The sequence below is a fragment of the Mycobacterium barrassiae genome, assembly GCF_025822765.1.
GTDB lineage: Bacteria > Actinomycetota > Actinomycetes > Mycobacteriales > Mycobacteriaceae > Mycobacterium > Mycobacterium barrassiae.
Genome location: NZ_JACKUK010000017.1, coordinates 40,740 through 53,511, shown reverse-complemented (window position 1 = coordinate 53,511; position 12,772 = coordinate 40,740). Strand labels below are relative to the sequence as shown.

The following is a 12,772-nucleotide window of genomic DNA, read 5'->3' as shown; positions in this document are numbered from 1 at the left end:
TATGGTGCCTCACATGTCGATCGCAGCGAGTGCGAAGTTTCCCATCCGGCTCCTCGTTCTCGCCGCCGCGGGACTCGTTGTCACACTGTCGGGTTGCGACGCCTCGTCGGGTCCGATCGCGGCCCCGACCACGGCCGCCGAGCCGCAAGTCCGGCAGGTCACCGTCGTGGGTTCAGGTGAAGTCAAGGGCACTCCGGACACGTTGAACGTCAGCGCGTCGATCGAATTCACCGCCCCTGATGTGACCGGCGCGATGAACCAGGTCAGCGATCGTCAGCTAGGGGTGATCAACGCACTGGTCGACGCCGGCGTCGACCGCGACGACATCAGCACCACCGAGGTGAGCCTGCAGCCGCAGTTCGCGACCACCGACAGCACCACGATCGTCGGCTACCGCGCGAGCAACACGATCGACGTGAAGATCCGCCAGCTCGACGCGGCCTCGCAGGCCCTCGCGCTGATCATCAGCACCGGCGGCAATGCCACCCGGATCAACAACGTGAGCTATTCGATCGAGGACGACTCGCAACTCGTCCGCGACGCCCGCAGCCGCGCCTTCGGCGACGCCAAGGAACGCGCCGAGCAGTACGCCCAACTGTCCGGACTCACCCTTGGCAGCGTGATCTCGATTTCGGAGGTCGCGGGCACCCAGCCGCCCGTCCCGTTTCAGAGTCCACGCGCCGACATGGCCGCCGCACCGGTGCCGCTCCAACCTGGCCAGCAGACCGTCGGGTTCAACGTGACGGTGATCTGGGAGCTCACCTAGCCCTCGCGAGCAGACGCGAAAACCCCCCTTTTTTGCACGGAAATTGGGGGTTTTCACGTCTGCTCGCGGGAAGAAAATCAGCCCGCGGGCGCGATGTCGACCGGGATTCCGTTCAGCACCGCCGTGCCGGACAACGGGTCGAGCTGATTGCCTGCGTTGAGCTGATTGACGTTGACCCCGGGATTACGCGAAGCGAGTTCCTGGCCGGTGCCGTCGCGGTCGTGACCCCAGCCGTGCGGCAGCGACACCACACCGCGCCGCATGCCGTCGGTGATTTCGATCGGAGCCAGCAGCTCGCCGCCGGGGCCCTTCACGACCGCGGTGTCGGTGAGGCCGAGTTCGGCGGCGTCGTCGGGATGGATGCGCAGTGTGCAGCGGTTGGTGCCGCCTGCCAATGCGGGCACGTTGTGCATCCAGCTGTTGTTGGAGCGCAGGTGACGTCGCCCGATCAGCACGAACCGATCCGCCCGACGGTCCAGCGCGTCCCGCAGTCGCGCCGCCTCCTCGAGCAGGGGCGGCGGCGCGAGTTCGATTCTGCCCGTTGGTGTTCGCAGGACCTCCAGTAGCCGCGGCCGCAGCGGGCCGAGGTCGATGCCGTGCGGGGACTCCTTGACTCGCTGCAGCGTGAGGCCGTCCGGCTTGGCGCCGAACGCGTCGCCGTAGGCGCCGAGCCGCAGCATCATGTCGAGGCGGCGCTCGTACCCCGGACCCGCAGGCAGCATCGCGGTCAGTTCGGCGACGGGGCGACCGGCGACCGGTGAGCCGGGATCGGAGGTCTCCTTCGCCAACGTCATTGCGATGACCTGTTCGTCGACGACGGAGGGATCACCGTCGACGCCGGCACCGAACAGCACGAGCGCGATCCGCGACAGGATCTCCGCCTCGTCGGGCCGACCTTCTGTCGGCAGCACGGGCGGCGAATAGCGGACGTTGTTGCGCACCGCGAGATTGTTGAGGGCGAAGTCGAAGTGGGGGCTCTGTGACGGCGGCGGTGGCGGCAGGATGACGTCGGCGTGGCGGGTCGTCTCGTTCAGGTACGGGTCGATGCTCACCATGAACTCGACGCCTGCGAGCGCACGGCCGAGGCGGTCGCCGTCGGGGGCGGACAGTACGGGGTTTCCGGCGATCGTGATCATCGCCTTGATCTGCCCGTCGCCGGGGGTGTCGATCTCCTCGGCGAGCGCGGCCGCCGGAAATTCGGACAGCGCTTCGGGGTAGCCCGAGACCCGGCTGTGCCAGCGGCCGACGCCGAATCCGCGGCCGGCTTTCGGCGGGCGGGGCGCGGGCGCCGTCGCACCGAGCGGGAACATCGCGCCGCCCAGCCGGTCGAGATTGCCCGTCAGCACGTTGATGACGTCCACCAGCCAGCTGCCCAACGTCCCGAATTCGACCGTGGAGGTGCCGATCCGCCCGTACACGGCGGCGGTCGGCGCTGCGGCGAGCTCGCGGGCCAGCACGCGGATGTCGTCCGCGGCGACTCCGCAGTACTCGGTCACGGCGTCCGGTCCGAAGTCGGCCGCGACCGCGCGGACATCGTCGACACCGTTGACGTGATCGGCGACAGTGCCGAGGTCGACCAGGCCCTCGTCGAACAGCACGTGCACGACGGCGAGCATCAGCGCGGGATCGGTGCCCGGCCGGGGGGCGAGGTGACGGTCGGCGAGCTCGGCGGTGCGCGTGCGGGCGGGATCGATGACGACGAGCTTGCCGCCGCGCTTGCGCAGGGCCCGCAGCTTGCCCCCGAAATCGGGTGCGGTCGCCAGACTGCCGTTGGACACAAGGGGATTCGCGCCGATGACGACGAGGTAGTCCGTGCGGTCGAGATCGGGCACGGTGAACGCGACCGGGCTGCCGAACATCAGGCCGAGCGCGACGTGCTTGGGCATCTGGTCGAGCGTGCTCGCGCTGAACACCTGCCGGGTGCCGAGTGCGCGGATGATGACCGGCGGATACAGCGCGCCCGCAACGGTGTGCGCATTGGGGTTGCCGAGGTACACCCCGACCGACGTGCCGCCGTGCTCGGCGACGACGGCACCGAGGCCCTCGGCGACCGCGGCGAACGCCTCGTCCCAGCTCGCCTCGGTCAGCACGCCGTCACGCCGGACCAGCGGCCGCGCCAACCGGTCGGGATCGTTGTCGAGCTCGGCGAAGCTCGCCCCCTTGGGGCAGATGAAGCCGTGGCTGAACACGTCGTCGCGGTCGCCGCGCGCACCGGTCAGCCGGCCGTCGTCGATCGTCAGGGTAAGGCCGCAGGTGGCCTCGCACAGGGGGCAGATCCGCAGGGCTGTATGCGTCATGCCCAACATCGTGCGCCGATTACGCCTGCTCGTACACCTTTGGGTCCAGAGTGCCGATGTAAGGCAGGTCGCGATAGCGCTCGGCGTAGTCGAGGCCGTACCCGACGACGAACTCGTTGGGGATGTCGAACCCGACGTAGGCGATGTCGACGTCGGCGCGGACGGCCTCGGGTTTGCGCATCAGCGTGCAGACCCGTAACGACCGCGGATGCCGGGTCGCGAGGTTGCGCAGCAGCCATGACAGCGTCAACCCGGAGTCGACGATGTCCTCGACGATCAGCACGTCGCGATCGTTGATGTCGCGGTCGAGGTCCTTGAGGATGCGCACCACGCCCGAGGAGGATGTCGACGACCCGTAGGAGCTGACCGCCATGAACTCGAGCTGCGTCGGCAGCGGGATCGCCCTGGCCAGGTCGGTCACGAAGAAGACAGCGCCCTTCAGGACCGTGATCAGCAGCAGGTCCTGGGTGCCCCCGACGATGGCGTCGCGGTAGTCCTCGCCCAGCTGATGTCCCAGCTCGGCGACTTTCGCCTGGATCTCGTCCGACGACAGGAGCACCGACTTGATATCACCGGGGTACATGTCGGTGGATTCCGCGGCCACGTGCACAGCGTGCCATGTTTTCACACCGGCTCGGTGTGCAGGGTCAGCATCCCGCCGCGGCGACCCGCGATCAGCCGCCTGCTGCGCAACGGCGAACCGACCGCGACACCGCCCTGCCCGCGCCACGCCGTCACCAAGGTGTCCACGCCGCGGATCTGCTTGTCGGTCAGGGCGCTGGCGCCGCCGGCCAACAGCCAGCCTCGAATCACCCTGCGCCGGACGGCATCCGGCAGCTTGACCAGTCGCGCGGTGTCCAGGCCGTCGGCGACGGACACCTCGGCGAGTTCGCGGGCCGCCAGCTCGTCGAGCGTCTCGCTGTCCTCGCGCAGCGCAGCGGCGGTGCGGGCCAGCGCCTCGGCGACACCGCCGCCGAGCACGTCTTCCAGCAGCGGGAGTACCTCGGTGCGCAGCCGGGTCCGGGTGAACCGGCGGTCGGTGTTGTGCGGGTCGTGCCACGGTGTGAGGTTCAACTCCTCGCACGCCGCGTGCGTCACCGCGCGCCGGACGCCGAGCAGCGGCCGGTACCACGGCGGATCGTGCGGGCGCATACCCGCGATGGAGCGTGCGCCCGAGCCGCGGCCAAGGCCGAGGAGCACCGTCTCGGCCTGGTCGTCGAGGGTGTGTGCGAGCAGCACCGGCGCCTCGCCACGCGCGGCCTCCAGCGCCCGGTAGCGGGCGGTACGTGCAGCGGCCTCGGGACCGCCCTCGGTGCCGACATCGACGCAAAGCACTTGAGCATCAACACATCCCAACACGAGTGCCTGTTCACGCGCGGTCGCAGCCACCTGGTCGGAGCCGGCCTGGAGGCGATGGTCGACGATCAGGGCGGTCGTCGGTTTCACCTCGGCCGCCACCGCGGTCAACGCCAGCGAGTCGGGTCCCCCGGACAGCGCGACGCACCACCGCGAATCGGTATCGCCGTACTCGCGTACGAACGCCTTGAGGGCCGCCCGCAGTGCGGCTACAGGACTCTGTCGATCCACCGTTGCGGCTTGTCGATTTCCGTTGGCAGGGGCAGGGTTTCGGGGCTGGACCAGACAGCGTTGAACCGCGTCATCCCGACCCGTGACACCACGTGGTCGACGAACGCCTTGCCGCGCGTGTACTGGAGCAGTTTGGCGTCGATCCCGAGCAGCGCCCGCATGATTCGCTGCAGGGGAGGCTGCTTGCGTTGGCGCCGTTCGTCGAAGCGTTTGCGGATCGTCGCCACCGACGGCACCACCTTGGGTCCGACGGCATCCATCACGTGGTCCGCGTGGCCTTCCAGGAGCGTGCCCAAGACCAGCAGTTGGTCCAGCGCCTTACGCTGCGGTTCGGCCTGCACGGCCCTCATCAGACCGATCATTCCCGTCGAATTCGGTTCCGTGTCAGCGTCGATGACATAGTCGCGACGGCTGCGGATGAACGCCGCGAGCCGGCCCACCATCTGGGCGACGTCGTCCCCGGCGTCCTGGGTGAGCACCGCCAGCGACTGCGACATATGTTCGGCCAGCCACGGATTGGCCCGGAACTGAACCCGGTGGGTGACCTCGTGCAGACAGACCCAGAGCCGGAAATCGCTTGGCTGGACCCGCAATTGGCGCTCGACACCGATCACGTTCGGATACACCAGCAGGAGTTCACCGCCCTGGCGGCCAAACGGATCGTACTGTCCGAGGATCCCCTGCGAGACGAACGCGAGCACGGCGCCGGTCTGCGCGCCCGCGATCCGCCCGCTGATGAAACCCTTCGGCTTGTCGGTGCCGCCGGTCATCACCCGCATCGACTGCGCCGCCGCGTGAATCCACTGCGGGCGGTCGACGATTCGTGCTTCGGGGATCTCGCCGCCTTCGTTGAGACCGGTGACCTCGCGCACCGGCACCTCGGCCTGCCGGGACGCCTCCGGCAGTTGCTCGATGACCTGACAACGGGTGTAGTCGGAAGCTGCCGGACCAGGTCGCACCAGCTTCTCGCCGACCTCGGTGGCGAACTTCCAATCGACGGCGCGGCCGACGTTGGGCGCAGTCACGGTTTCTGAACTCATGCGCTGCATCCGCACGACCGCAGTGTGGCGGCGAAGTTGTCCAGGGCGATCAGACCTGTCGGCCCCGCGTCGTTGGAGATGAACGCGAAGGTGAGGACGCGTCCGCTCGCATCGGTGATGATGCCGGCCAGCGAGTTGGTTCCGGTGAGCGATCCGGTCTTGGCCCGCAGGAAACCGGCAGCGGCCCGGTGGGCATCGGTGCCGAGGTAGCGATTGGACAGCGTGCCGCTACCACCGGCGATCGGCAGCAGTTCGACCAGCGGACGCAGCTTGGGCTGGTCGTTGCCCGCGGCGGCGTTGACGACTTCGTCGAGGGTCTCCGCGGTGAGCCGGTCATCGACGGACAACCCGCTGGCATCGAAGAGCCTGGCGTTCGTCGTGTCGATCTTGGCGGCTTCGAGCTGGCGCAGGACCGCCCGCACCGCGCCGTCGAAGCTCTGCGGGAGGCCGAGTTTGGCGGCCACCTCGCGGCCGATCGACTCGGCCATCACGTTGTCCGAGGCGTTCATCATGTCGCGCAGCCGATCGATCAGCGGCGGCGACTGCACCGACCCGATCTCCTGGCCACCGCGAGCGGCCCCCGGCACGACGGTCACCTTGGCAGGGTCGACGCCGAGCGCGACGGCCAGCGCGCGGCCGGCGTCGAGCGCCGGTGTCTTGGATCGCGTGGAGTCGACACTGACGGGCTGGGTGCGGCCGCCATCGAGCATCACCGATTCCATCGGTGCGATGTCACCGCCGTCGATGTCGGCCGGATCCCAGCCGTGCGCCATCGTCGGGCCGCTGTACTGGCTCACATCGACCTGCACGGCGGTGGGGTCGATCCCGGCGGCCTCCACCTGCTCGGCCAGATCGCTGATACGCGCCGCATCGCGGTACCAGGTGGCATCGCCGGGCTTGGCCGCCGACAGCGTCTGGTCACCGCCGCCCTTGAGGACCACCACACCCGGTTTGTCGGTGCTGAACACCCGGGTGGTCAGCCGGGCGTCCCGGTCGAGGGTAAACAGTGCCGCGGCGGCGGTCAGCGTCTTGTTGGTCGACGCGGGTTGCATCGGCACGTCGGCGCCCTGCGACCAGAGCTCCGCGCCGGTGATCGCGTCGGTGATGCGACCGGTGAACTTGCCGAGATTGGGATCGGCGAGCACGGGCGCCAGCACGGCGGCCAGCCGGTCCTTGGTGGGCTTGGGGGCTGAGTCGGAAACCGGCACGATGCCCGGGTTCGCCGTCGCCGCCGGGGGTGGCGGCTTGACCGCCGCCGCATCGGGGGAGCCGCCGCCCGTGACCATGGCCGAAACCGCGACGACGGCGGCGACCAGCACCAGCACCGCCACCGCGATCAACGCATGGGTGGAACGCCCCCATCTGGTTGGCCGCATAGCTCAGGGTATCCGTTGACCCCGATCACGCCCGTCGGCCGCGTGCACCGAACGTCGCCTGCACCAACTGGGGGTCGAACGCGACAGGCGTCTGACCGGTGATCGCGTACTGGTAGACGGCGACGCGGAAGATCGAGTTCATCGCGCTGGAGACGACCGCGACGATGATCACGGCGGCCACCGTGACGACCCCGACCGCGATGGCGACCGGTTGCAGTTTGATGGCGACCAGGGCAGCGGCGATTCCGCCACCGCCGAACACGATCGCGAACACGATCAACCCCGTCGCCGCAGAGATCGCGATCTGCCCGGTCGCACCCTCACCCCATTTGGCCTTGATGACCTGCACCGACCGCTTCAACGAGGCAAACGGTCCCGTGCCCTCCATCGCGATCACGGGAACGACGAAGAACGTTGCGACCGACCACGCGGCCCCGGCTATCGCCGTCGCGATCTGCCCCAGGAGCGGCAAGCGGTTCTCCAGAACCCGCAGGATCACCCCGACGGTCCCCGCGACGACGGTCCATCCCAGGATCGGCCCGAGTTGGCGCATCGCAGCCGAGATACCTTCACCAACCTTGGTGTCCTCACCCCGCAGCGAGCGCGCAGCACATGCGGCCAGCGCCACATTGAAGAAAATGGCGAAGAACGTGGACACATAGATGGTCACGGCCGCGCCGACGGCAGCGATGATGCCTTCCTGGTTGTTCGCCCCGCCCTGCACCATGGCGTCGGCGAACGCCGCCGGAACCATGATCACGACGACCGCGATGCTCGCGAACACCGCCGACAGGATCGGGAAGATCACCAGCGACCGGTCGTTCTTCAGAACAGCCCAGCTCTGCTTCGTCAGAGCCCAGCCGGTAGAGATTCTGCCCATGGCGCCTCCCGAGTAGGTGGCGAGAATCGTAGGCAGATTAGGGTGATGCCGTCCCCAATACCTCAGTACAGGGCAGGAAGGCACCGCCGTGGAGTTCGACGTAGTCATCGAGATCCCGAAGGGTTCGCGGAACAAGTACGAGGTGGACCACGACACCGGCCGGGTGAAGCTGGACCGCTACCTCTACACCGCGATGGGCTACCCGACCGATTACGGCTTTTTCGAGAACACGCTCGGCGAGGACGGCGATCCGCTCGACGCGCTGGTCCTGCTGCCGGAGTCCGTGTTCCCGGGCTGCATCGTCGAGGCACGTCCGGTCGCGATGTTCCAGATGACCGACGAGGCCGGCGGCGACGACAAGCTGCTGTGCGTGCCTGCCGGCGACGGACGCTGGGACCACATCCAGGACCTCGAAGACGTACCTGCCTACGAACTCGACGCGATCAAGCACTTCTTCGTGCACTACAAGGACCTCGAGCCCGGCAAGTACGTCAAGGCCGCGGACTGGGTGGGTCGCGAGAAGGCCGAGGCCGAACTTCAGGCCTCGATCGAGCGGTTCAAGAACGCCGGTCACTGACCCCCCGCTGTTGCCGGCCCGGCTCCTTTCGGGCCGTGATTTTTCATCGCCGTAACATTCGGTAACGCGGGCGTACCCTGCGCCTTCGATGATGACGGCGTGTTGATGCATCAGGGGATCGGCCTCGAGGCGTTCAACGCAATGCCGATGCGGCGAGCGGTGCACGCCATCTTCGAATGCTGCTACAGCGTCCCGCTGGCAGCCGATCTGTGCCGCAGTCGGCCGTTCGCCAACCACGACGAACTCTTCCGAGCGGCCGACGCGCTGCTGTTCGGGCTCGCCGAGGAGTCGATCGACACGATCCTGCAGGCCTACCCCGACATCGGTCGCAGGCCCGGCAGCGAGAAGTCGGCCGCGGAGCAGTGCGCCATCTGGTGCGATCAGCCCGACGTGATGGATCAACTGGGCCAGGCGTCGAAGCGCTATCTGGAGCACTTCGGCTTCGGCTTCGTCATGTTCATCAACGGCTACACCGCACAGGACGTGCTTGCGACGATGTCCGACCGTCTGCACAACGACACCGAGACCGAGCGCAAGGTCGTGCGCAACGAACTCGCGCGGATCAACCGCACCCGCCTCGAACGCATGCTGGGCCCCGAGGGCGGTTACGACAACTGGTGAGGGGGGCTAAACCCCCTGCCAGTCCAGAATCGCCGTGTCCTGCTTCTTGCCGAGGTCGATCACGAATTCCTCTGGCGCAGGATCGTTTAGCGGACCGTCGAACTGAATCGTCGTGGCCGCGTTGCCCTGAGTGAACGTCAGCACGCTCGTCGACTGCGTGCCGTCGAGCGTCGTCCCCGAGAACAGATTCCCGTTGGCGCCCACCCCGGCGGCCACCTTCCTCGGCGCCGCCACCTGATCCGCTGCGGCCGAAAGCGATGCAGCCGCTGCCTCCTCGTTGGGATAGAGCAGGATCGTGGTGGTGATCGAACGGGTGCCGCCTTCGCGGTGGGTGTACTCGGCCTGAATGCCTTGCTGGCCGTTCGGATTGATGACGAACGGCGCCGCGCTGTACGCCAGCGAATCCGTGAGGAGGTTCGGGTCCACCGGCAGCGTGCTGAGATCGTTGGATTGCGCTGCGGCAGAACCCAACCCGCCGATCGTCGCCGCAACGGCCATGGCGGCGAACGCTCCTGCCGCCTTCGCATACCTCTTCGTCGTCAGCATGGGTAGCACGCCCATCCGCGCCAGCCATCGCGCCAGAACCAGCCGGGACCACAGCCCATGTTGCCCGTGGTGCCTTCGCAGTCGAGTGCGACCACCTTGGGAACAGCGGGAAGTGAAGGTGAGGTGTAGGTCGTGTCCTGGACCGATCCCGCCGCTGCTGTCGGCGCTGTCAGAATCGGTCCCGCCATGAGTGCGGCCGCCGCGACCGCCATCGTGAGTTTGTGCATAGGTGCTCCTCTGCGACATTGACACCGGGTCATGCAGAAGGTACCGCGCCGACGCTGAAACCACTTCCCAATTGCCGGAACAAAGCGTCGTGTCCCGCAGCATGATGGTCCGATGCATGAGCTACTGCACGGGCACTGGGATCCAGGGTTCGACAAGGTCGCCGAGGCGCTCGCCGAAGAGATCACCCGCGGTGAGGAGGTCGGTGCCGCGATCGCGATCGACATCGACGGCGAACTCGTCGTCGACATGTGGGGCGGACACTCCGACGCCGCCAAAACCGTGCCATGGACGCGGGACACGATCGTCAACGTGTGGTCGTCGACCAAGACGGTCACGGCGCTCGCTGCGCTGATGCTGATCGACCGGGGTCTGGTCGAACCCGATGCCCCGGTGGCGACGTATTGGCCCGAGTTCGCAGCGAACGGCAAGCAGCACATCGAGTTTCGTCATCTGATGTCGCACACATCGGGTGTTTCCGGCTGGGACCAGCCGGTCGTCGTCGAGGACGTCTTCGACTGGGCGAAGTCGACGGCCGCGCTGGCCGCCCAGGCGCCGTGGTGGGAGCCGGGGACCGCGTCCGGGTATCACGCCCTGAACTACGGACACCTCATCGGCGAGGTGCTGCGCCGGGTGACCGGAAAGCCGTTGAAGGAGTTCGTGCGCGACGAGATCGCAGGTCCGCTCGGTGCCGACTTCCAGATCGGCGCGACGCCCGCTGATGCCGACCGGATCGCGGAGATCATCCCCGCGACCGACCCGCTCGACCTGCCGCCGATGGATCAGTGGCCGGCCCCGATGCTGAAGACCTTCACAGGGCCGGCGCCGGATCCCGCCGTGGCCAACACCGATGGGTGGCGGGCTGCAGACATCGGCGGCGCCAATGGCCATGGCAACGCCCGGTCACTGGCCCGCATCCTGTCGGCGATCTCGCTGGGCGGCACGGTGGACGGCGTCGAGCTACTGCGCCCGCAGACCATCGACAGGATTTTCGAAGTCCAGTCCGACGGAACGGATCTCGTTCTGCTCAATCACCCGCTGAGATTCGGGCTGGGCTTCGGGCTCCCGCAACCGGAATCGATCCCGTTCGTCCCCGAAGGACGGATCTGTTTCTGGGGCGGTTGGGGCGGATCGTGGGAGACCATGAACCCCGACCGTCGTACCACCGTCGCCTACGTGATGAACAAGATGGGGCCGGGCATCGAGGGGTCGGCGCGCACCGACCGCTACTTCAGGCTGATCTACGAGGCCCTCGCCTGACCCCGGATGGCCAGCCAGTCGAGCACGTCCAGACCCAGTGCGCGGAGATCCTGATGCGGTGACGCCGCAATCAGCGTGACACCGTCGGCCACGCCTGCCGTTTTGATATCGGCGATCAACCCGGCCAGGCCGTCGACAGTGCCCGCGTAGCGAACGCCGTCGGTCGATTCGAGTTCGGTTCGCGCCGAACGGAAGTCGGCTGCCACCGCAACAGTGAGGTCGAGGATGACGGCGACGTCGTCGGAATCGGCCCGGATCCGGTTGCGAGCCCGCTTCGCCTGCAGCAGGTCGTCGGCGACGACGCGCACAGCCGGCTCGACACCGTCGGTCAACTCACTCCAGTGTCCGTCAGCGCCGTCCGCCACGAAAAGCCGCACACTGTCACGCTAGGCGCGGCCAGGATCGCCGTCGATCCTTGCGATCAGTGCGAGTCCAAGTGCTCTGCGGACCCCTCGGGCTTCTCAGCCTCATTTTCAGGCGTCTGCCTGCCGTTTTTCACGTCGTGCACGCGCGTTTTGTACAGGCTCGCCGCGGTGGTTATGAGCAACGTCACAATGATCACGCCGAGGCTGGCCAGCGTCGGGATCTCCGGCACCGGCACATGCTCGCCGCCGTTGATGAACGGCAGCTCGTTCTCGTGCAGCGCGTGCAGGATCAGCTTCACACCGATGAACGCGAGGATGATGGCCAGCCCCTGCGACAGGTAGACCAGGCGGCGCAGCAGATCACCCAGCAGGAAGTACAGCTGGCGCAGACCCATCAGGGCGAACACGTTCGCCGCGAAGACCAGGTAGGGCTCGCGGGTCAGGCCGTAGATCGCGGGTATCGAGTCCAGCGCGAAGAGCAGGTCTGTGGTGCCGAGCGCGACGATCACGAGGAACATCGGCGTCATCAGCCGCTTGCCGTTTTCCTTGATCCACATCTTCAGGCCGTGCCACTCATCGGTGAGGCTGAGGTGCTTGCGCGCGAAGCGCACCACGAAGTTGTCGGCGTCGTCGTCGTGGTCGGTGTCGCGCACCAGGTTGATGGCGGTGTAAACCAAAAAGGCGCCGAATGCGTAGAAGATCCAGGAGAACTGGTTGATCGCGACCGCGCCGAGCGCGATGAAGATGCCGCGGAAGATCAACGCCAGGATGATGCCGACGAGCAGCGCCTGCTGCTGGAATTTCCTCGGCACGTTGAAGCTGGCCATGATGATCAGGAAGATGAACAGGTTGTCCACCGACAGGCTGTATTCGGTGAGCCACCCCGCAAAGAACTCGAGGCCGAACTGTGCGCCGTGGAAGAACCACACCCACACCCCGAAGGCCACCGCGAGCGTGATGTAGATCGTCAGGTAGGTCCCGGTTTCACGTTTCGTCGGTTCGTGCGGACGACGCCCGATCACGATCACGTCGAACACCAGGATCGCGATCGTCACGCCCAGCGTGATGATCCACTCGAGTTGAGAAACGTTCACAAAGCCTCCGGTCGTCAAAACGCCGGAGGTCTCTTCCACCGCGACGACCGCGCGGTCCGCAGCACCGGTCGTCCGATGGAGGTCGACGTGATGACGACGCTACGGCGAAGGAATACTCCCCTCCGCATCTGATTCTGC

The 12,772-nt window shown here is 67.2% G+C and carries 14 protein-coding genes; 4 read left to right on the top strand and 10 right to left on the bottom strand.

All coding sequences use genetic code 11. From position 1 onward, the window contains the following. Nucleotides 1-13 precede the first annotated feature (13 nt). Entirely contained in the window at nucleotides 14-766 is a 753-nt protein-coding gene (locus H7J93_RS09370; protein ID WP_267306011.1) for an SIMPL domain-containing protein, read from the top strand. A gap of 77 nt (nucleotides 767-843) precedes the next feature. Here H7J93_RS09370 and H7J93_RS09365 read toward each other — a convergent pair whose 3' ends face one another. Genes H7J93_RS09365 through H7J93_RS09340 form a run of 6 tightly spaced genes read right to left on the bottom strand, consistent with a single transcriptional unit; the run spans nucleotide 844 to nucleotide 7,946 of the window. Next, nucleotides 844-3,063 (bottom strand): molybdopterin-dependent oxidoreductase, encoded by a 2,220-nt coding sequence (locus H7J93_RS09365; protein ID WP_267306010.1) that lies wholly within the window; start codon nucleotides 3,061-3,063, stop codon nucleotides 844-846. A 19-nt stretch (nucleotides 3,064-3,082) separates the two neighbouring features. Further along, nucleotides 3,083-3,646, bottom strand: a complete 564-nt coding sequence (gene hpt / locus H7J93_RS09360; protein WP_267306054.1) for a hypoxanthine phosphoribosyltransferase — start codon at nucleotides 3,644-3,646, stop codon at nucleotides 3,083-3,085. 41 nt (nucleotides 3,647-3,687) lie between these two features. Continuing rightward, nucleotides 3,688-4,650, bottom strand: coding sequence for a tRNA lysidine(34) synthetase TilS (tilS, locus tag H7J93_RS09355; protein WP_267306009.1), 963 nt, complete (start codon nucleotides 4,648-4,650; stop codon nucleotides 3,688-3,690). Further along, complete coding sequence (locus H7J93_RS09350; RefSeq protein ID WP_267306008.1) at nucleotides 4,629-5,690, bottom strand: Rv3626c family coenzyme F420 biosynthesis-associated protein; 1,062 nt, start codon at nucleotides 5,688-5,690, stop codon at nucleotides 4,629-4,631. The genes tilS and H7J93_RS09350 overlap by 22 nt, the downstream gene beginning before the upstream one ends. After that, nucleotides 5,687-7,066, bottom strand: coding sequence for a D-alanyl-D-alanine carboxypeptidase/D-alanyl-D-alanine endopeptidase (dacB, locus tag H7J93_RS09345; protein ID WP_267306007.1), 1,380 nt, complete (start codon nucleotides 7,064-7,066; stop codon nucleotides 5,687-5,689). Before dacB ends, H7J93_RS09350 begins: the two co-directional genes overlap by 4 nt. Before the next feature lie 25 nt (nucleotides 7,067-7,091). Further along, on the bottom strand, nucleotides 7,092-7,946 hold the full coding sequence (locus tag H7J93_RS09340; protein WP_267306006.1) for a DUF6159 family protein: 855 nt from the start codon (nucleotides 7,944-7,946) through the stop codon (nucleotides 7,092-7,094). Between the two features lie 88 nt (nucleotides 7,947-8,034). On the opposite strand from H7J93_RS09340, the gene H7J93_RS09335 reads away from it, so the two are divergent. Both H7J93_RS09335 and H7J93_RS09330 read left to right on the top strand, forming a co-directional pair. Further along, nucleotides 8,035-8,523, top strand: coding sequence for an inorganic diphosphatase (locus H7J93_RS09335; RefSeq protein WP_267306005.1), 489 nt, complete (start codon nucleotides 8,035-8,037; stop codon nucleotides 8,521-8,523). A gap of 105 nt (nucleotides 8,524-8,628) precedes the next feature. Further along, nucleotides 8,629-9,144 carry a 2-oxo-4-hydroxy-4-carboxy-5-ureidoimidazoline decarboxylase gene (locus H7J93_RS09330; protein WP_267306053.1) on the top strand — a complete coding sequence of 172 codons (516 nt, stop codon included), beginning with the start codon at nucleotides 8,629-8,631 and terminating at the stop codon, nucleotides 9,142-9,144. A 6-nt stretch (nucleotides 9,145-9,150) separates the two neighbouring features. Here the strand turns inward: H7J93_RS09330 and H7J93_RS09325 are convergent, their stop codons facing one another. Further along, nucleotides 9,151-9,690: a hypothetical protein gene (locus H7J93_RS09325; protein WP_267306004.1), complete on the bottom strand. Its 540-nt coding sequence runs from the start codon at nucleotides 9,688-9,690 to the stop codon at nucleotides 9,151-9,153. Next, complete coding sequence (locus H7J93_RS09320; RefSeq protein ID WP_267306003.1) at nucleotides 9,684-9,917, bottom strand: hypothetical protein; 234 nt, start codon at nucleotides 9,915-9,917, stop codon at nucleotides 9,684-9,686. Before H7J93_RS09320 ends, H7J93_RS09325 begins: the two co-directional genes overlap by 7 nt. A gap of 112 nt (nucleotides 9,918-10,029) precedes the next feature. On the opposite strand from H7J93_RS09320, the gene H7J93_RS09315 reads away from it, so the two are divergent. Further along, entirely contained in the window at nucleotides 10,030-11,175 is a 1,146-nt protein-coding gene (locus H7J93_RS09315; protein ID WP_267306002.1) for a serine hydrolase domain-containing protein, read from the top strand. Here the strand turns inward: H7J93_RS09315 and H7J93_RS09310 are convergent. Together H7J93_RS09310 and H7J93_RS09305 are read right to left on the bottom strand one after the other, a co-directional pair. Beyond that, a complete protein-coding gene (locus tag H7J93_RS09310; protein ID WP_267306001.1) occupies nucleotides 11,157-11,552 on the bottom strand; it encodes a hypothetical protein in 396 nt (131 codons plus the stop codon). The genes H7J93_RS09315 and H7J93_RS09310 overlap by 19 nt on opposite strands. Nucleotides 11,553-11,596: 44 nt before the next feature. After that, nucleotides 11,597-12,634, bottom strand: coding sequence for a TerC family protein (locus tag H7J93_RS09305; protein WP_267306000.1), 1,038 nt, complete (start codon nucleotides 12,632-12,634; stop codon nucleotides 11,597-11,599). Nucleotides 12,635-12,772 lie beyond the last annotated feature (138 nt).